We start from the raw sequence: 18,831 nt of genomic DNA, 5'->3' as shown, positions 1-18,831 counted from the left end.
TTTCACAACCTCTTCATATACATATTAGAAAACAGGTGGGCATGATGAAAAAAAACAGAATAAGAATACTGGACATCTTCATGGCAATCATTTTAGTCGTTGGGATCGGGATCTTTTCCTATCCTTTTGTAGAAGATTCACTGAATGATTTTCTTGCCCAGCAGATGATCATCCATTATCAAAAGCAAGCATCGAAAAAGAATTCAACAGAAATAAAAAAACAGCAAGAAAAAATGACAAAGAAAAACCAGCAGCTGGCAGAAAAAAATGTATCACCAGGGATAGCCAGTTTCAACCAGACAGTTGATGCAAAAGTATTAAAAGATTTACCTAGTAATGCCTTTTTTATGGCACACATGCTTGGAGTCATCGAAATCCCCAAAATCAATGTCAGTTTACCCATATTTGATCAGACAACGGAGATATTTTTGCAAAAAGGAACGTCATTATTGGAAGGAAGCTCTTACCCGACTGGCGGGAAAAGCACCCATGCCGTTCTTTCTGGGCATCGTGGTCTTCCAGAAGCAAAATTATTTACAGATCTGCCTAAATTGAAGAAAGAAGACCAATTTTTCATCCAGATCAATGGAAAGACATTGGCATATCAAGTAGAAAAAATCCAAGTAGTCTTACCTGATGAAGTAGATTCTTTGGGTATCCAAAAAGGTAGGGATCTCGTGACTTTGCTTACCTGCACTCCTTACATGGTCAATACACATCGACTGCTTGTGACTGGTCATCGTATTCCTTATCATACAAAAGAGGCAAAAAAAGCAATCCAAGGAATTGATCAATGGAAAAAATGGAAATTTTTTGCATTGAAAATCGGCATACTACTTGGATCGATCGGCTTAATTTGGTTAATCATAGCTTATTTAGATTTTTTGGCCATTGCTAAGCGAAACTATCCTTTATCTTTTTATGTAAAGAACAAAAACGGACGACCAATCGAAGGAATGGTCTTTTCTGTAAAAACACTCAACGGCAAACACTATATTACTAGAGAAAAAGTTCCATTCGTGAAAGCTTCTGATGAATATGGATTAGTCATGTTTTCCGATTTGAAGGGCGGGAACTATCGCTTGCAACATGAGGAGATCCTACTTAAAATCCATGTAAAACATAAACATTCGAAACAGTTTTCAATGAAATTGAAAAAAGGAAGATACAAACTGCGAAAAGAAAAAGAGGCGTACTATTTGATTGAGAAAGAATGAATGAAGATGTCCAAAAAAGCAGAGGAAACCGACTAAATAAAAAAAGAGAAGCTGACGAAATGGACGTGTAAACTACTATTTTTGGTTTACTATCTGGAACGCCAGCTTCTATTTTTTATGCTTCAGAAGATTTTTATTATTATAGTATAACTTTTTAATCAGTCTCCCTTTTGGTTCTTTATATCATCGAATTTTAATGCTGCAAGCTTTCCTTTAATTCTGTAATACCAGTAATAGTTGTCAGAACTAGCAGACTGACTAGGTAAATACCACTCAAAAACAAGATCACGGCAGTTAAACTATAATGATCCATCAAAAAACCGATGACGATAGAAGAAAAACCACCAACAGCTCGTCCAAGATTCATAATGAAATTATTCGCCGTCGCACGGATTTCCGTTGGATACAAACTGCTGATTACTGCGCCATATCCACCATACATACCATTGATAAAGTAGCCGACTATCACAGCTGCGGCTACCAAACTCCACTGGCTATGAGCTAATACAAGTAGATAGACAGATAAAGAAGAACAAATCAAAAATAAAGAAAAGGCTAGTTTAGGCCCCATCTTATCCATGATCATGCCAAAAGTCATCATCCCCAAAGACATTCCTAAAATAGTACTTACCATCCACAATGAAGAACCAGAAACTGAAAGTCCTAATCGATCTTGCATAATCGAAGGGAGCCAGTTCATCAACCCGAAATAACCGGCAATTTGGACAGTCACCATGATACTAAGGCCACATGTTTGCCAAGCAAGATGTTTTGTTTCAAATAGTCGGCTAAGTTTGGTTTTCTTTTTGGCGGATTGTATAGATTTGAATTCCTTTGGTTCAGTCAAACCGCGACGAATGAATAATACCATCAGTACCGGAAGTACACCTACGACATATAGCATCTTCCAACCAAACGCTGGAATGATCAAAGCAGCTAAAATCGCAGCCAAAGCCGCACCAACCTGCGCACCAATACCAGCAACCGACGAAGCTCGGCCAATTTGTTTTTTGGAAAAACTTTCGGAAATCAAGGACATGCATGCACCATATTCTCCTCCTGCTCCTACACCTGCGATAAAGCGAAAGAGATAAACTAAGTAGATATTTGAAGCAAAATACATCAATAAAGAAGCAATCGAAAACAGAAGGACCGTTTGAGAAAATACTTTCACGCGACCATATTTGTCAGCTATGATGCCAAAAAAAATACCTCCAATGAGCATCCCCAAATTAGTGATCGTTGAAATGAACCCCGCTTGCGTACCACTAATATGAAAAGAAGCAATCATTGAAGATAATGAAAAAGCTAAAAACATAATGTCCATATTCTCTAATGCAATTCCCGCCGATGTCGATAATAATACCTTTCGCTGATACTTTGTCATTTTTATACCCCTTTTCCTAAAATTTTCCTAAATTGTTAAAAGTATATCCAAAAAAGAATAAAAAAACAAGTCTTTTTTATTCCGAATAGAGTAGATCCGGCTGATATAGATGATCCAGCTCAGTTTTAATAGAAATGGTTATTGACTTAGAGTACACTTAAAGTTATAGAATAATAAGATACATAAGAGAAGTGGTAAGATAATAAAAGAAAGAGTGATCAAATGAATATCAAACAAGTCAGTGAAGAAAAGGGAATTTCGGCCGATACATTGCGCTATTATGAACGAATCGGGCTGATTCCGCCAGTTAATCGGACAAAAGGCGGGATTCGTGATTATACAAAAGAAGACCTGAAATGGGTCGATTTTACGATTTGTATGCGAAACGCTGGATTATCGATTGAGTCTTTGATCGAATATATTCGTCTATCTAGCGAAGGAGAAGCAACTGTGTCTGAACGACGTAAGCTTTTGATTGAAGAAAGTGAACTTTTGACGAAAAAAATTGCTGAAATGCAAGAATGTTTAGAACGTTTGCAAGGTAAAATCAAGAAATATGATCATGTTTTATCTAGAAATAAAATGGAATGTATCAAGTAAAAAAATCAAGGAGCATCGTTATGGAATTACGCTTGCTAAAATATTTTTGGACAATTGCAGAAGAAGGAACGATTTCCCAAGCTGCAGAAGTTTTGCATCTTACACAACCCACCTTAAGCCGACAATTGAAGGAACTAGAAGAGGAGCTAGGAATAGAACTGTTTGTACGTGAAAATCGTAAAATGATCTTGACAGATGCAGGTTATTTTCTAAAAAGCCGAGCAGAAGAAATCTTAGATTTGACGAATCAAACGACTCAAGAATTCGAGAACAGAAAGAAACAATTATTCAGCGGACGATTTACGATCGGATGTGTGGAAGCTGATAATTCAGACACATTGGCATTATTACTAGAAGAGTTGATCCGTGATTATCCCAGCGTTCAATTTCATATACATAGCGGAACAAGTGATGACATCACGGAGCGGCTAGAAAAAGGTCTGTTAGATTTAGCGATTTTGCTAGATCCAGTAGATACAGAAAAATATGAAACGATTTTGCTGCCAAGAAAGGAAAAATGGGGATTACTCATTTCAAAAGCTTCTGATTTAGCACAAAAAGATGCAATAAAAAAAGAAGACTTTTCCAATGTCTCTCTTTTGATTTCTAAGCGTCCAGAAATACAACGAATGTTTGCAGACTGGTTAGGTATAAAAAAAGAACAGCTGTTGATCACAGGAACGTACAATTTGATTTTCAATGTGTTCTCGCTAATTGAGAATCAGGTAGGAGCTGCTTTAGTCATAGAAGGGGCTGTAAGTAATCATTCAAAGGAAGTGAGATTTGTTCCGCTTGACCCGCTGATTGAAACGAACTGCATGCTAGTCTGGAAAAAGAATCGGATCTTGTCACCTGTAGTCAATGAATTGATCCACCGTTTCAAAGAAGCTTTTGAACAGTAATAACCATTTCTAATCAAGGAAACTCAATAATATTAATTGATAAAAAGGTTGTGACAAAAGTGGTCAGTTTCAGGAAATAAGATGAGATGTACGAAAATAGCTTTTCAAATATTTTATATAATTTCGACTTATTACCTCAAATACAAGCTTTAGAACATCGTTTATTTGAAAAAAGGAGAGTGACATAACTATTGTCACACTCCTTTTTTTATTTTTCATTTTGAATCAAAAAATCAAAAAATTTACACAACTTATTAAATAAGCGCTTACAAATAAAAAAAGGATAGAACGGAATCGGCTATAATAAGCGTTGTTCTGGATTGTAATCATTATAAAGAAATGAAGGTTATAACTTTGGAGGTGTTCGAAAAGAAAAATGGGAGGAGCTTTCATGAAAAGATTTAGAAAAAGTTTGATATTGGTTTTTACGTTGAGTTGCTTGATACAACTTTCTGCTTTCAAGCAAGTGGTGTTTGCTGCAAGTGAAAAAAGTAGTGTAGGTATCACTTTTGAAGGAAGCGTTCCGCCAAGTTCAACTGATCCATCCGTACCATCCTCGCAAGATGCTGATAAATCAGCAGATCAATCCAGACAAGAGAAATACCCGAAGACCAATGAGCAACAGCAATCATTTATTACATGGAGTGGAGTATTTCTTTTAGTAGTTATTTTATTATTTATATTTTGGAATAGAAAGAGGAGTAGAGAATGAAAAAAACAATTTTAGCTACAATATTAATCAGCACAACAATCTTAGCGGGAACAGTGGCCGTACATGCAGATGACCTAAGTGGTAAGAGTACAGCAAAAATCGGTCTAACGAAACAAGATCCAGATAATCCAGTAGGCCCGATCGATCCAATCGATCCTGATGATAATCCTCCTTCAAATGATCCAACTGGAAATACTGGGGACTTGCGTATCGATTATATCTCAAACATCGACTTTGGTACTCAAACGATTTCTGGGAAAACAGAAACATATATTGCCGAAAAACCTGCATCTCTAACAGAATCACAAGTATCAGATTTACGAGGAACTGGTGCTGGCTGGCATTTGCAAGTAAATTACGATACAGAAAAACCAGGATTTACTTCAGAAGATAAAACATTGAGTGGTGCAGAACTAACATTACCTAGCGGAACTGCTAAAAGTGTTGCAGATAACAAGGCTACACCTCCTGCTACAAGCGAAGTAGTAGTTAATGATGCCGCACAAAACATTATGACAGCGGCTGCGAATACAGGATTAGGAACATGGGCAGATGAAATGGACACAGCAAATGTTTCGCTTAAAGTCCCATCAGGTAACTTAGTGGGTGATTACACAGCTACGCTTGTCTGGACTTTATCAGACGCACCAGCTTAATGAAACATTTATCATGAACGAATAAGGAGAGAAGAACAACGATGAAAAAACAAGTATTCTACACATTAGCAGCGACAGTATTGCTATCAAGCTCATTATTAAGCGCATTGAACGTACAAGCAGATGAAACAGAGCCAGCAAAAGATTCTACCACTTCGACAGCAAAGATCACATTTACAGGAGATAACACTGATCCTGTAGATCCAGTAAACCCAGATGATCCTGATAATCCAGTGAATCCAGTAGATCCGGACGACCCAGATAACCACGGGACTGGAGATAACGGACCTTTGTCAATTGACTATGTCTCAAATATTACATTTGGCACACAAGATATCTCAACGACTAGCCAAGTATACAACGCTGAAAATGCAGAGCCACATGTTCAGATCACTGATAAACGTGGAGTAGAAGGTGGTTGGACATTGACAGCCGCAGCTACAAAATTTGTTGCTAGTGACCATTCAGAGTTAAAAGGTGCAGAATTATCATTTAAAAATGGGGTAGCAGAAAAAACTTCGGATAATACAAGTGAAGCACCCGCAACAAGTGATTTGATTTTTAATAATACTGAAGCAAAAACAGTCATGACAGCTGATAGTTTGAAAGGTCAAGGGACATGGTTGGATGTCTTTAAAGGAGAAGAAGGAAACAATACAAATGTTCAATTATCAGTCCCTTCAGGATCTGCGCAAGCAAAAGAATACACAGCAACGATCACTTGGACACTAACAGCAGGGCCAACTGTTTAGGATGGAGAGAAAAATGAACAAACTTCAATCATTGTTTGTTGCTGCTCTTAGTTTATTAAGTGTTGTAGTCGTGCCACTGACGACATACGCTGATTCGAATGAATCAGCGTACAGCGTCAGTGCGAATATTCCCGACTTTCAAAAAAATAAGAACGTTTCTTATTTTGATTTGCAATTAGGTCTAGATCAAAAAGAAGAGATTTCGATCCATTTAGCAAATTCAGCAAAAGAAAAAGCAACTTTTAGCGTAGACGTTAATAATGCTGCCACAAACAGTAATGGGGTCATTGATTACGGACAAACAGATCTAAAGAAGGACTCTTCTGCTAAATATGTATTGAATCAGCTCGTTACTCCTAAAAATCAAGAAATCGAATTACAAGCTGGTGAATCCAAAGATGTGACTTTCCAAGTTCACATGCCAAAAAATCGTTTCAAAGGAATTATCCTTGGCGGAATACACATCAGCAAAAAAGATAATGTCAGTGAAAAAGTAGACGGGACAGCTATCCGCAATAAATATGCATACGTGATCGGTGTAAAATTGCAAAACGATACAGATGCTGTCACACCTGATTTGAAGCTGAACTCAGCAAAAGCAGGTCTACAAAATTCATATACGACTGTGTTTGCTAATGTACAAAACCCTACACCTGGAATTATCAGCAAAGTCAAATTCGATGCAAAGATCACAAAAAAAGGATCAAAAGATGTTCTTTATGAAACAAAAAAAGAGAACATGTCGATCGCTCCTAATACGAACTTCGACTTTCCGATCAGCTTGAATAAGGAGAAGATCGAAGCTGGAGATTACACGGTAACAATCGATGCCAGCGAAGGCAACACAGATAAAACATGGCATTTGACAACTGATTTTACGATCCAGTCAGAAAAAGCCAAAAAGATCAATCAAGAAGCAGTGACAGAAGATAAAGGAATCCCGTATCTCACAGCTATCATTACAGTCGGAATTTTGTTATTATTGATCATCGCATTTTTAAGTTACAAATTACTTAAACAAAAAAAGTAGGTGAGAATATTGAAAAAAAGGGTAAATAAAAATATCCATCTATTTTTACAAATATTTTCGATTCTTAGTCTTGTTTCTCTCTTTCTTCTTTTTGAAATACAAGAGGTTAGAGCCGAATCAGTAAATGACGTTATCTTTAATGCGCCAGATGGAGCAAGTTTAGAAGATGCGTTTAATTTAGTGCCAGTTGGGAGTAACAGTCATGCTACGATTGCTAAAAATAAAAATGGAAATGACGTATGTATTCTAACCGATGATAGTAGGAATCAAAGAGCCGCATTGTGGTCAGCAACTAACTATCAAATAGATTTGAATAAAGACTTTGATACAAAAATGAAATTGTATTTAGGGAATAAAGGAAGAGCAGCTGCAGATGGGATTACTTTCACGCTCCAAAATGATCCAAGAGGTAATAGTGCTTTTTCAAGTTCAATAGAAGGCGGAGCCTTAGGTGTTTATTCTTCACAAAATGCTAGAAATAGCGCTGAAGCAGCGCAAGAAGCACTCCATAATAGTTTTTCTATTGAATTTGATACGCATCAAAATGAAGGTAAGGGTAATGCATATGACGAAAATAGCCACAACTATAAACCTGGACCAAATCATATTGCAGCAACTATGCCAGGAAATTCAGAGACCTATGATGTATATTCAAGTTGGCTTACACAGAAGGTAAAAGTACGTCACAATGTATTGACAGAGCCGATCAATTTACCAAATGGTTCTCTCTCCAATGGACAATGGCATGATTTTGAAGTGCATTATGATCATCTTACAAGTCAGATTTCCTACACATTTGATGGACAAAGCAGAACTTGTAATCTTCCACGAATTGAGTTTTCTAGTGACTATGTTTACTGGGGATTTACAGGGGCTACGGGAGATGATTCTAATGTCAACGCTGTCGTATTTTCAGAACTGCCAAAAGCTGTTGACGTGGAAACTACTACAGATGTATTAAAAAATAACGAAAGTGTCATTAACAAAAATGTGAATATGGGTGACACGTTGACCTATTCTTTAAAAGCAACTTATTTAGGCGGTATTCAAAATTGGACAGATGTAGTAGGAGAGGAATTTCTTAATCCATATGTAGAATATATCCCCCATACGTTAGCAGTTAAGTACCCAGAAACAGGCACGATAACGAAGGAAGAACCACAGATCACATCTAACAATCAGCTAATCGTTCCTGCATTGTCCAATGATTTAGGAGACGTACATGAAAACAAATGGACAAGTGTAGAAATAACATTCGATGTAAAAGTTAAAAACATCGATTCTAATCAAAAAACGATTAAAGCAGAGGACTATACAGAATTTATTGGGGATAATTATACAGTCCAACCGTATGAGACTACTTACCAAATTTTAAATAACGAAGCTTTGAGACCACAAATCAAACTTTCTGATTCTTTGGCAAATGCTACTGTCAATGTTTTTCCAACAGATCAGTCATTGACGATCAATGGGGAATGGAAGGATAAAGACAGTAATACGGTTACATTGTTTTATAAACTAAATGGTCAAGAAAGAGTCTTACAAGACAACGTTAGCAATACAGCAAAAGACTCATGGCTTCCTTTTTCACAAGATATATCTCTTACAGATTTGAAACTTGGCGATAATCAAGTAGAAGTTTATGCTAAAGATGCAGAAGGTCAGCTATCTAATCACGAAAGTTTTAAAATCATATTGAATCAAGGAAAGGTAAGCTTTAAATCGATCGATCCGGAGATCCAATTTCAAAATATGGTTATTTCCGGTAGCACTGTTTATTCTTCACCACAAGCAACTGTTGGGGTAGTTGTAGAAGATACGACAGGAATTACGAAAGATTGGCAGCTTAAAGTCAAACAGACCTCCTCTTTTTCTGACGGAACAAGAGAGTTGCCTGCGCAATTAACTTATCTAAATGGCGAAGAAAAATTGCCAATAACGAATAGTTCAGCAATAGAATTACCAGTAGTCCAAAACAATACGACAGATTATTCTTTGCATCAAGATGCGAACCATCAATTCCAGTTAGCTGTTTTACCAGGTGCTTATGCTGGTGAATATCAGTCGCAGTTGGAATGGACGATCGAAACAGCGCCATAATAATAAGAAGGGGAAACGCGGCTGTTTTTCCTTCTTATTTTTGTTATGATAAGGACGAAAGGGTGGGTTAGTTGATGGAGTCAATCATGTTTGTTCTTATTGCTTATTTAAATTTGTTTATTTGGATGAGTATGTTATTTAAAGGGACGTCAAAATGGCGATTCATCTTATTTTATTTGGGGTTGATGATGGCTAATATGTTCTTTGTTCCATATACGTCATTTTTCTTTGCAATCGCTTATATTGTGACATGCTGGTTCTTGTATCTTTTGGTAGAAAATATTTTTTTATCGGTCCTGCTACAGAATTTTCTATTGAATGTGATAGGTATTTCCTTTTTCTTAGCAATCGATATTCCAAGATATTTGGGATTTTATACAAGTTATTTGAACCTTTCAGTAGAGCTAGCTTTAGCAGCTTGCTTATTTTCAATCATCAGAAAAGCAGACCAAAAATATGATATATTCGATTATTTCAGCGGTTACACGAAAAAACTGAAAGGACTGACAGTTTTATCCGTTGTTATTTATGTGCTGATTTACATCTTTCATTTAGGTATTAGTTTTTATTCATTGGATTACATCCTTACTTCGATCATCACACTTTTATATAGTATTTTTTATACGGCTTTTTTTATTGTTTTTATTATATACAAGAAAAAGTTCCAAGTGATCGAACTTTATTTGAAAGACAATCAGGAGACAAAAGACTACTACGAGAAATTGGATGATTTCCGTCATGATTATTTGAATTATATTTCTGCATTGGAATACAGCTTGAAGAATGACAGTCAGGAGAATTCTATCAAGCTATTGACACATTTAAAGGATTATTCTTTAGAAGCGATCGATGATGCCAGGCATAATCCTCTGAAGCGAATCGGCGATCCAGCGGTACGCGGGCTTTTTTATCATTTTATGGAAAAAGCAAATCAATCAGGTGTTTCTTATGATATCCAAGTTCTAAATATCATCAATAATATCAAAGCAGATTATATCGATGTTCTTCGTCTTTTATCTATCGCACTGAATAATGCCATTGAACATTGTGATAAAACAAGAAAAGAAGTGCCCGTCAGTATCACGATCAATCAAACAAACGAACGGTTTTATTTCAAAATCGAGAATCCAGCTGATATGTCATCAACAAGTTTATCTAAGTTGATGAAAAGAGGAAGCTCAATGAAAAAAAATGGGGGGCTCGGTCTTTATAACTTCTCGAAAATCACGGATAAATATCTAAACGCCAATTACGGGATCAAATATTTAAAGCGCACGAAAATGTTTGTCTTGGAATTAGCAATCTATGAGAAATCTATCAGTAAAATTGTTTGAATAGCTAGTAAAGTAGCCTATTGAAGTTAAAACGGGCAGGACAGAGATGTCCTACCCGTTTTGATGTTTGAAAAAAGGAATCGTCAGCTGTTCGTTTGTTTCAGCTGGTCAATATGGCGCAATAGTTTTTTTACACTAGAAGAACTTAAAAAAAGCGTATCTTTATTTTTGAAATGGACTTCCATCATTTGTTTATCTACTTCTTTGATATTGAACGGGTTGATAGAAAAACTTTTCAGGTCATTAAAGAAATGATAATTTTGAAATTTTTGTTTGATATTTTTCATTTTATCATGAATAACGAAGTTCTCGTTTGTTCCATAAAATTCTAATGTGGAGCGAGAACCATTGATCGTTGAAATATAATTGACTTCGTCTGGCGCAATCAAAAAGACTTTTGCGGCACCTTGCAGTTCAATGATAGAGGACGATTGTTTATGAGCTTCCAGTTTTTCTAAGAGAAGTTGTTTCAATGTTTGCGCAACTTCATCTAGGTTCGTTTTATCAAGGTAACAATCGGGACGAATCTGCTGATTAATGATTTCTAATCCGCGTGTATTATCATTTGATAGGAAGATAATGGAGCATTCTGGGTTTTTGTTCCGTATTTTTTTAGCAAAATCAATACCGCTATGCAATGTCTTCAGATCAATGTCAATAATAAACAAATCAGAAGAAGAAAAGACCAGTGTATCTAAGCGCTTATAAATCGTTTCCAACTCATTGTTCGGGAATATTTGAAGAGAGATGACACTCAGCTCTTGATGTTTCATTAATTCTTTCTTAAATAGTTCCTGATGAAACAAGTTATCTTCAATGTAGTAGATTTTCATGATTCGATTCCCCTAAGACAGATTTCATTACGGTTAGTATAACAGATTTTTTCTATAAATTTCATCATATAATTGATATTTGTTTTTTTATTAATTAGAGAATATATCATTTTATCTTTTTAATGGACGGAATAAGCATAATGTTGATCGCGATATTCTCTTGGCGTAAGGGAAGTTGTTTTTTTAAAGACTTGAATAAAATGACTTTGACTCGCAAATGAAAGCAATACGCTGATTTCTTTATAACTCTTGTCCGTAAAAAGCAATAAATGTTTACTTTCATTGATCTTCCGTTCTTGGATATAGGAGTGGATCGTTTGTCCCATTTCTTTTTTGAATAAAGCAGAAAGATGTGTCTTGTGCTTATCAAATGTCTCAGCTAGCTCGTCAAGCGTTACACGATCGTAAATATGACTGTCTATATAATTGATCAGTTGCTTGACTAGCATGGATTTATCGGCTAGAGGCTGCTGATGGATCAGTTGCATGAAACGATAAGTCGCTTCTTTCATATATGTGTGCCATTCACTAGAAGAATGGATACGGAACAAGCCTTGGATCAAAGCATCAGATAAACTGAAGGCCTGATTGATCGGGACTCCTTCATCGATACTAATACGCGTCAGGATGGCAACGAAAGCAGAGAACTTCAGCTTCAAACCTTCTAATTCATTTTCGGACAATTCGACATGATACGTTTCTTGCATCTTTTTGAAGAGCCAATCAATCTTTTCTGGCTGATTCCGTTTGATATACTCCGTGTATCGAAGTTCGAATTGATAAGAATCAAAAGTGGCTTCTTGCATCCGGCGGTCGTACAAACTGTCCTCTAACCGTTGATCCGTGGTAGATCGCTGCTTGATTTCTTTTTGGTAAACCCAGTGCAATTCCTCTTTTTTCAAGAGTTCGTGTGTTAGAAAAGCATAGGTAAGCTGGACGAATTCTTCAAAAGCTGCAGTTGTTTCTTTCGTATAGTGAATACCATAGTGATAGCTATGTCCTTTGAAAAGGAAAGTATCAGGAGATTCTCCGATCATACCGCAAGGGCCGATCAATAAGGAATAGGGCTTGCTGTCTGTAATAAAATCTAGTTTAGCAAACATAAAAGGAAAGTGATTAAATAAACATACGGATTGATTCTCTTTAGGCGAAATGAATTTTTCCATGATAGGCTGTATCTCCCATGAAATCTTCGGGTGGCAAACTTCGCCGCTTGAATCGAATAAAACCATGGGGATCAGATATTTTTTGTATAACAAATCCATTATTTTAGAAATCGCTGTCTGTTTCAATTATTTTCCTCCTGTCTATCCTTTTTCTTCCATTGTATCGCAAAAATAACATGTTGAATATTAATTTTTTCAGGTATCTCTCTTCTATTTTTATATAAAGTCTTCTTTTGTTGTATAACAAAGAAAATTTTATCGTTATAATTAAAAGTGTAAAAACGGTTACAAAAAAGGAGAAAATAATGGATGAAAAACAATTAAAGCAATTAGTCGATTCCTTGACAATAAAAGAAAAAATCGCACAAACTGTCCAGTTGAACGGCGACTTATTTACTGATAGCAATGTGATGAATACCGGACCAACAAAGGAATTAGGCTTTCCTGATGATTTTGATTTAAGTCAGATTGGTTCCATTTATAATATAAATGAACCTGAAAAACTAAAAAAAATCCAAAAAAAAATAATGGAAGAAAGGAATAAAAAAATTCCGCTCCTCTTTATGTCAGATGTTATTTATGGTTTCCGAACCATTTTTCCTATTCCGTTAGCACAAGCTGGATCGTATGATTTTGACTTGATTCAAAAAGCCGCACAAGAAACAGCGAAAGAGAGTTATTTAAGCGGACTGCATGTTCTATTTTCACCTATGCTTGATTTAGTAAGAGATCCTCGCTGGGGACGGGTGATGGAGTCTCCGGGAGAAGATGTGTATACTGCAAAAGAATTTGCTAAACACGCTGTCCAAGGGTATCAAGGAGACAATCTCCAGTTGATTGACAAATACCGAGTGGGCGCATGTATCAAGCATTTTGCAGGATACGGGGCTCCAGAAGCTGGGAGGGAATACAATACGGTCGATATGTCCAACCAACGTCTCTTCAATGAATATCTCGCTCCTTATCAAGCGGCAGTTGAAGCCAATTGTTTGCTAGTCATGACCGCGTTCAACGTTTTGAATGGCGTGCCTTCTACTGGTAATCGCTGGCTTAATCGGGATATTCTTCGAAAAAGGTTCGGCTTTAACGGCGTACTGGTATCTGATTATGCGGCTATTGAAGAGTTGCAAGTACATGGCTATGCGAAAGATCAAGCAGATTCAGCTAAAAAAGCATTAGAAGCCGGTGTGGACTTCGATATGATGACTTCTGTCTATGCCAATTCTTTAGAAAAATTAGCAGAAGAAAATAAAGAGATCTTGCAATTGTTAGATGAAGCAGTGTGGCGGATCTTAGATTTAAAGAACAAACTTGGACTATTCGAAGATCCTTATCGTGGGCTTGAAGAAGAGAACACGGGAGAAATCCTGACGGAAGAATCGAAAGAAATAGCAGTCAAGTTAGTGGAAAAGAGTTGTGTCTTGCTGAAGAATGAGGATACACTTCCATTAAAAAAACACCAGAAAATCGCAGTTATCGGTCCTTACGGCAAAAGTCGTCTGACGATTGGATTCTGGGCTTCTGTCAGTGGTAAACCTCAAGATAGTATTCCACTAAAAGATGGACTAGAACAGCATTTTTCAAAAGAACAGCTATTATTTGCAAAAGGATTCAACCTGTTTGATTCTTATGAACCATTTGGACCGTTAAAAGCTGGAATTGAACAACTGAATGGAACAATCGAAGACGAAGAAACATTATTCCAAGAAGCATTGGAAACTGCTGAAAAATCTGACGTGATTTTACTGACGATCGGAGAACAATTTTTAGAAAGTGGAGAAGGAGCTTCTAAAACTAACCTTCGATTGCCTGAAAAGCAAAAACGGTTGATCAAAGCGTTAGCAGCATTGGGCAAACCAATCGTGGGGATTTTATATACCGGACGTCCGCTTGTCCTAACGGAGATCGAACCTTATTTCTCTAGTTTGCTGCTCGTTTGGTATCCTGGAACGATGGGAGGCATCGGTATTGCCAATCTTCTTGCAGGAAAAGCAGCGCCAAGTGCTCGACTCAGCATGACTTTCCCACGGAGTGAGGGACAGATTCCAATCTATTATGCACATGCTTCAACTGGCCGACCTTTAGAAACAAGTACGCATTCCACTCGCTTTGTGTCCAAGTATATTGATGAATCCAATGAGCCACTGTTTGCTTTTGGTACTGGTAAAACGTATGGAAAAGTCGAAGCAAGCTGGCAGGAGATACAGGATCAAGAAGATAAGTTGCAACTTGTTTATGAAGTAATCAATCATTCAGCAAAACCAATAGAAACAGTTATCCATATTTATGTAAAGGACAAGACAGCTTCTATTGTGCAACCAGTTAGACGGTTGATTGCTAGTCAAGTCGTTTCTATACATGCAGATGAGAAAAAATCGATTAACTATACATTATCAAAAGAAGCACTTATGTTTTATAACAATCAAGGGGAAAAAATTTGGGAGTCTGGCGAATTTACTTTTTCTCTCTCGACAGTAGATTCAGAAGATGACCGTACAATTCAATTATAAAAAAGGAGAAGAAAGATGGAAAAATTAGAACAGTTTTTAAGTAGCAGACTATTGCCGATGTCGGAGAAATTACAAAAGAACAAAGTGTTAGCCGCATTGATGGAAGGGTTTATCCGAACAAGTCCAATTACATTAGGGATTGCCTTCATTACAATTATTGGTAATTTCCCATTTCCTGGCTGGATCGATTTTTTGAAAAATGTGGGGATTTTTCCTCATGTAGAAGCAATCACTAATGGTGCTACAGGTGTTTTCTCGTTGTATGTCGTATATAGTTTAGCTTTCTCTTATGCAAAACAATTAGGGACCAATGAACGGAATGCCTCGATCATCTCTTTGGCAAGTTTCATTATGCTGATGCCGCAATCCGTCATGACAACTGTCACACAAGATGGGAAAGCAGTTGAACAAGCTGTCGGTGCGTTACGATTGGATTATCTGGGCGGACAAGGATTATTTATCGGTATGCTTGTCGCTTTGCTCATTACCCGCTTCTATGCCTTCTTAGCTAAGAAAAATATTATGATCAAATTACCGGAAAGCGTGCCGCCAATGGTCACACAATCCTTGTCACCAGTATTTGTCGTTACGATCATTTTTGTTGTTGTATTTGCTTTGCGAGTATTGTTTGGCTTGACACAATCAGGAACGATTTTCCAATTCTTTATCGACGTAATCAATGCCCCATTGAACTCTTTAGTAGCGAGTCCGTTATCGATCATCATTATCATGGAATTATTAGCTGTTTTATGGTTCTTCGGTATCCACAATGCTGTTTTGCAAGGACCTTTAGGCGCAATCAGTATGACGATGGTCGTTGGGAACATTGCTGCCTTTCAAGAAGGAAAAGCATTACCCTATTTAGTTCCGTCTGTTATCTACATGGGGGTGTACGCAGCTGGATTCATGGGATTCGTGACATTTTTCATGATCAAAAGCAAATCAGCCAAAATGCGCCAGTTAGGTAAATTATCTTTTGTTCCATCCTTATTCAATGTGACAGAACCATTGATGTTTGGGATGCCGATCATCTTGAATCCGATTTTCTTTATTCCACAAATCTTTACACAATTGATTGCAGGATTCGTTACGTGGGGATTAACCACTACCATATTGCCGATTTCTTTGAATCCGACTATGTCGCTATTACCTTGGACAACTCCTACATTTGTGAAGATGCCTTTATCAGGCGGATTGAACTACACGATCCTAATGGTTATTTGTATGGTAATCGGTGTGGTGATGTGGTACCCATTCATTAAGATCGCAGATAAGAAAGAACTAGAGTTAGAAGCGGCGCTGGAAAAAGAAGAAGCAGAAACGAAAGCAGAAAAAATCATCAATGCAGAAGTCGAAGCATAATGAAGGGGAAAAGCATGTGGACATTAAGTATCGATATCGGTGGAACGTATATCAAGTCAGCTTTAATAATGGATACGCAAATAAGAGAAAAAAGACAAATAGAGACACCAAAAACAGATAAGGACAATTTTATCCTTGTCCTTGTCGAATTGATCTATTCTTATCAGCAGATCGAACCCATTGAATTTGTCGGATTTTCTGTTCCTGGTGCGGTGAAAGAAGCGTCAACCGTCTTTTTTGGTGGAGCAGTCGCGTGCCTGAATGAAGTCAATTTAAAGCAAGAAATAGAAAAACATTTGCCCGTTCGTGTGTTTGTAGAAAATGATGCGAAAGCTGCTGTATTGGGAGAAGCAAGTTTCGGTCATTTAAAAGGGATTGAAAATGGTGCAGGAATTATTCTAGGAACAGGCGTCGGCGTTGGACTTTTGCTAGATGGGCAGGTAAGAAAAGGACCCCATTGTCAAGCTGGAGAGGTTAGTTTCTTGATACAAGATCGTGGGATAAATGGGGCTGAATCATTTGCAGGGATCAATTTGTCAGCTGTTCGATTAGTAAAAGAACTGGCAAAATTATTTCAGTGTGAACCAGAAGGACCTCTTGTATTTGATTATCTATATCAAAAAGAAGATGATCAAGCACAAACTTTATATCGCACATACTGCAATCAAGTAGCGATTCTTTGTTTCAATATCCAGTGTTTGCTGGATTTGGACAAAATAATTATTGGCGGTGGAATCAGTAAACAAAAAAGGCTGATCAGAGATATCCAGAAAAACTATGAAGCCATCTTTTCTGTGTCGCCGATGATCGAACAAACGATTACGAAAATGACGATAGAAGCTGCCGCCTTTGAGTCTGAAGCAAATCTGATCGGTGCAGCGAAAGGAGTACGATTGAATGAGATTTCCAACTGATTTTTTATGGGGGAGCTTCCACTAGTGCGTATCAGACAGAGGGAGCTTGGGATGCAGACGGTAAAGCGCCGTCTGTTCAAGATATGAAAGAAATACCTGACGGAACAAGTGATTTCAAAGTGGCGGTAGATCATTACCATCGCTTTGAAGAAGATGTTCATTTATTTAAAGAGCTAGGATTAAAAGCTTATCGGTTCTCGATTTCTTGGAGTAGAGTCATGTCTAATGGAAAAGTTAATCCAAAAGGGCTGGAGTTTTATAAGAAACTCATTGCTTTATTGAAGGAAAATGAGATCGAGCCGATCGTGACGGTGTTCCATTTTGATTTGCCTTATGAAATCCATGAAAAGGGAGGATGGGAAAATAGGGCGACGATCCAAGCTTTCGCTGATTACTGCCAGCTGCTTTTTGACACATTCGGTCAAGAAGTAAACTATTGGCAAACAATCAATGAACAAAATGTCATGGCTTTAGCTGGTTCGATCATTGGTACAAGTAATAAATCAATGAAAGAAAAGTTTCAAGAAAACCATCATATGCTCGTTGCTCAAGCCCTAGTCACGAAAAATTATCATAATGGGAATTATCCAGGAAAGATCGGACCCGCGCCGAACATTGCCAGTGTATATGCTGCTTCTGATAAACCAGAAGACCAGTTGGCTGCAATGAATATGAGTGCTTTAAGAAACTGGCTGTTTTTAGATGCTGCGGTTTATGGTGTCTATAACCATAATGCCTGGCACATTTTGTCAAAAATCAATGCCTGTCCTGAAGTAACAGAAGAAGACAAAAAAATCATGCTAGAAGGTACATGCGATTATATCGCTTTTAATTATTACAATACCATGACTGTGTCAGCCTATTATCAAAAAGAAAACAAGATCGATCAGCAATCTGGCTTTGGTATCCCTGATTTCTTTCAAGCAACAACGAACCCACATTTGCCAATGACTGAATTCGGCTGGCCAATCGATCCAGAAGGGTTCCGTTATACGTTAAATGAGATTTATTCAAGATATCGTCTGCCGTTATTGATAACCGAAAACGGAATAGGAGCAAAAGATCAATTAACAGAAGATGGAAAAATCCATGACAAGTATCGCATCGACTATTTGAAACAGCATATCCAGCAAATGTATCTAGCAATGGAAGATGGTGTAGAGGTGATCGGTTATTGTCCGTGGAGCGCGATCGATTTGATCAGCACCCATGAAGGAATCGAAAAAAGATACGGTTTTATTTATGTTGATCGAACAGATGATTCTTTGAATACTTTGGATCGTTACAAAAAGGATAGCTTTTATTGGTATCAAAAATTGATTGCTGAAAATGGATTAAACGAAGAGGAGTAAGCTT

At 37.2% G+C, this 18,831-nt stretch carries 15 protein-coding genes and 1 pseudogene; 13 read left to right on the top strand and 3 right to left on the bottom strand.

Features of this window, described 5'->3' with window-relative positions; translation table 11 throughout:
• The first annotated feature begins 44 nt into the window (after nucleotides 1-44).
• Nucleotides 45-1,217, top strand: a complete 1,173-nt coding sequence (locus IGL15_RS09060) for a class C sortase (RefSeq protein ID WP_104765593.1) — start codon at nucleotides 45-47, stop codon at nucleotides 1,215-1,217.
• Nucleotides 1,218-1,410: 193 nt separating this feature from the next.
• Here the strand turns inward: IGL15_RS09060 and IGL15_RS09055 are convergent, their stop codons facing one another.
• Nucleotides 1,411-2,604 (bottom strand): MFS transporter, encoded by a 1,194-nt coding sequence (locus IGL15_RS09055; protein ID WP_104765594.1) that lies wholly within the window; start codon nucleotides 2,602-2,604, stop codon nucleotides 1,411-1,413.
• 222 nt (nucleotides 2,605-2,826) lie between these two features.
• On the opposite strand from IGL15_RS09055, the gene IGL15_RS09050 reads away from it, so the two are divergent.
• The 8 genes from IGL15_RS09050 to IGL15_RS09015 all read left to right on the top strand — a co-directional run bounded on the left by IGL15_RS09050 (nucleotide 2,827) and on the right by IGL15_RS09015 (nucleotide 10,690).
• Complete coding sequence (locus IGL15_RS09050; protein WP_002331512.1) at nucleotides 2,827-3,204, top strand: MerR family transcriptional regulator; 378 nt, start codon at nucleotides 2,827-2,829, stop codon at nucleotides 3,202-3,204.
• Nucleotides 3,205-3,224: 20 nt separating this feature from the next.
• Complete coding sequence (locus IGL15_RS09045; RefSeq protein ID WP_002331511.1) at nucleotides 3,225-4,106, top strand: LysR family transcriptional regulator; 882 nt, start codon at nucleotides 3,225-3,227, stop codon at nucleotides 4,104-4,106.
• A gap of 391 nt (nucleotides 4,107-4,497) precedes the next feature.
• Nucleotides 4,498-4,818 (top strand): LPXTG cell wall anchor domain-containing protein, encoded by a 321-nt coding sequence (locus IGL15_RS09040; protein ID WP_002332510.1) that lies wholly within the window; start codon nucleotides 4,498-4,500, stop codon nucleotides 4,816-4,818.
• Nucleotides 4,815-5,474 (top strand): WxL domain-containing protein, encoded by a 660-nt coding sequence (locus tag IGL15_RS09035; RefSeq protein WP_002332509.1) that lies wholly within the window; start codon nucleotides 4,815-4,817, stop codon nucleotides 5,472-5,474. The genes IGL15_RS09040 and IGL15_RS09035 overlap by 4 nt, the downstream gene beginning before the upstream one ends.
• A gap of 41 nt (nucleotides 5,475-5,515) precedes the next feature.
• A complete protein-coding gene (locus IGL15_RS09030; protein WP_002306293.1) occupies nucleotides 5,516-6,226 on the top strand; it encodes a WxL domain-containing protein in 711 nt (236 codons plus the stop codon).
• Between the two features lie 13 nt (nucleotides 6,227-6,239).
• Nucleotides 6,240-7,256: a DUF916 and DUF3324 domain-containing protein gene (locus tag IGL15_RS09025; protein ID WP_002331508.1), complete on the top strand. Its 1,017-nt coding sequence runs from the start codon at nucleotides 6,240-6,242 to the stop codon at nucleotides 7,254-7,256.
• The gene (locus IGL15_RS09020; protein ID WP_025481064.1) at nucleotides 7,257-9,356 is read left to right on the top strand and encodes a lectin-like domain-containing protein; all 2,100 of its coding nucleotides are present in this window, start codon (nucleotides 7,257-7,259) and stop codon (nucleotides 9,354-9,356) included.
• A 74-nt stretch (nucleotides 9,357-9,430) separates the two neighbouring features.
• Nucleotides 9,431-10,690: a GHKL domain-containing protein gene (locus tag IGL15_RS09015; protein WP_081156819.1), complete on the top strand. Its 1,260-nt coding sequence runs from the start codon at nucleotides 9,431-9,433 to the stop codon at nucleotides 10,688-10,690.
• An 83-nt stretch (nucleotides 10,691-10,773) separates the two neighbouring features.
• Here IGL15_RS09015 and IGL15_RS09010 read toward each other — a convergent pair whose 3' ends face one another.
• Nucleotides 10,774-11,523 carry a LytR/AlgR family response regulator transcription factor gene (locus IGL15_RS09010; protein WP_002306297.1) on the bottom strand — a complete coding sequence of 250 codons (750 nt, stop codon included), beginning with the start codon at nucleotides 11,521-11,523 and terminating at the stop codon, nucleotides 10,774-10,776.
• A 119-nt stretch (nucleotides 11,524-11,642) separates the two neighbouring features.
• Complete coding sequence (locus tag IGL15_RS09005; RefSeq protein WP_002306298.1) at nucleotides 11,643-12,788, bottom strand: helix-turn-helix transcriptional regulator; 1,146 nt, start codon at nucleotides 12,786-12,788, stop codon at nucleotides 11,643-11,645.
• 206 nt (nucleotides 12,789-12,994) lie between these two features.
• Between IGL15_RS09005 and IGL15_RS09000 the strand changes: the two genes are divergently transcribed.
• The 4 genes and pseudogenes from IGL15_RS09000 (at nucleotide 12,995) to IGL15_RS08985 (ending at nucleotide 18,827) form a co-directional block, all read left to right on the top strand.
• Nucleotides 12,995-15,199, top strand: a complete 2,205-nt coding sequence (locus IGL15_RS09000) for a glycoside hydrolase family 3 N-terminal domain-containing protein (RefSeq protein ID WP_086299760.1) — start codon at nucleotides 12,995-12,997, stop codon at nucleotides 15,197-15,199.
• Nucleotides 15,200-15,214: 15 nt separating this feature from the next.
• Complete coding sequence (locus IGL15_RS08995; RefSeq protein WP_104765595.1) at nucleotides 15,215-16,561, top strand: PTS sugar transporter subunit IIC; 1,347 nt, start codon at nucleotides 15,215-15,217, stop codon at nucleotides 16,559-16,561.
• Nucleotides 16,561-17,475: an ROK family protein gene (locus IGL15_RS08990; protein WP_104765596.1), complete on the top strand. Its 915-nt coding sequence runs from the start codon at nucleotides 16,561-16,563 to the stop codon at nucleotides 17,473-17,475. The genes IGL15_RS08995 and IGL15_RS08990 overlap by 1 nt, the downstream gene beginning before the upstream one ends.
• Nucleotides 17,459-18,827, top strand: a pseudogene (locus IGL15_RS08985) (glycoside hydrolase family 1 protein). Before IGL15_RS08990 ends, IGL15_RS08985 begins: the two are co-directional and overlap by 17 nt.
• Nucleotides 18,828-18,831 lie beyond the last annotated feature (4 nt).

The organism is Enterococcus sp. DIV0436a (assembly GCF_051711605.1).
In the GTDB taxonomy this organism is placed as follows: Bacteria; Bacillota; Bacilli; order Lactobacillales; family Enterococcaceae; genus Enterococcus_B; species Enterococcus_B faecium.
Note: the sequence above shows the minus strand (reverse complement) of the source record. Positions and strands in the feature narration are given on the sequence as shown.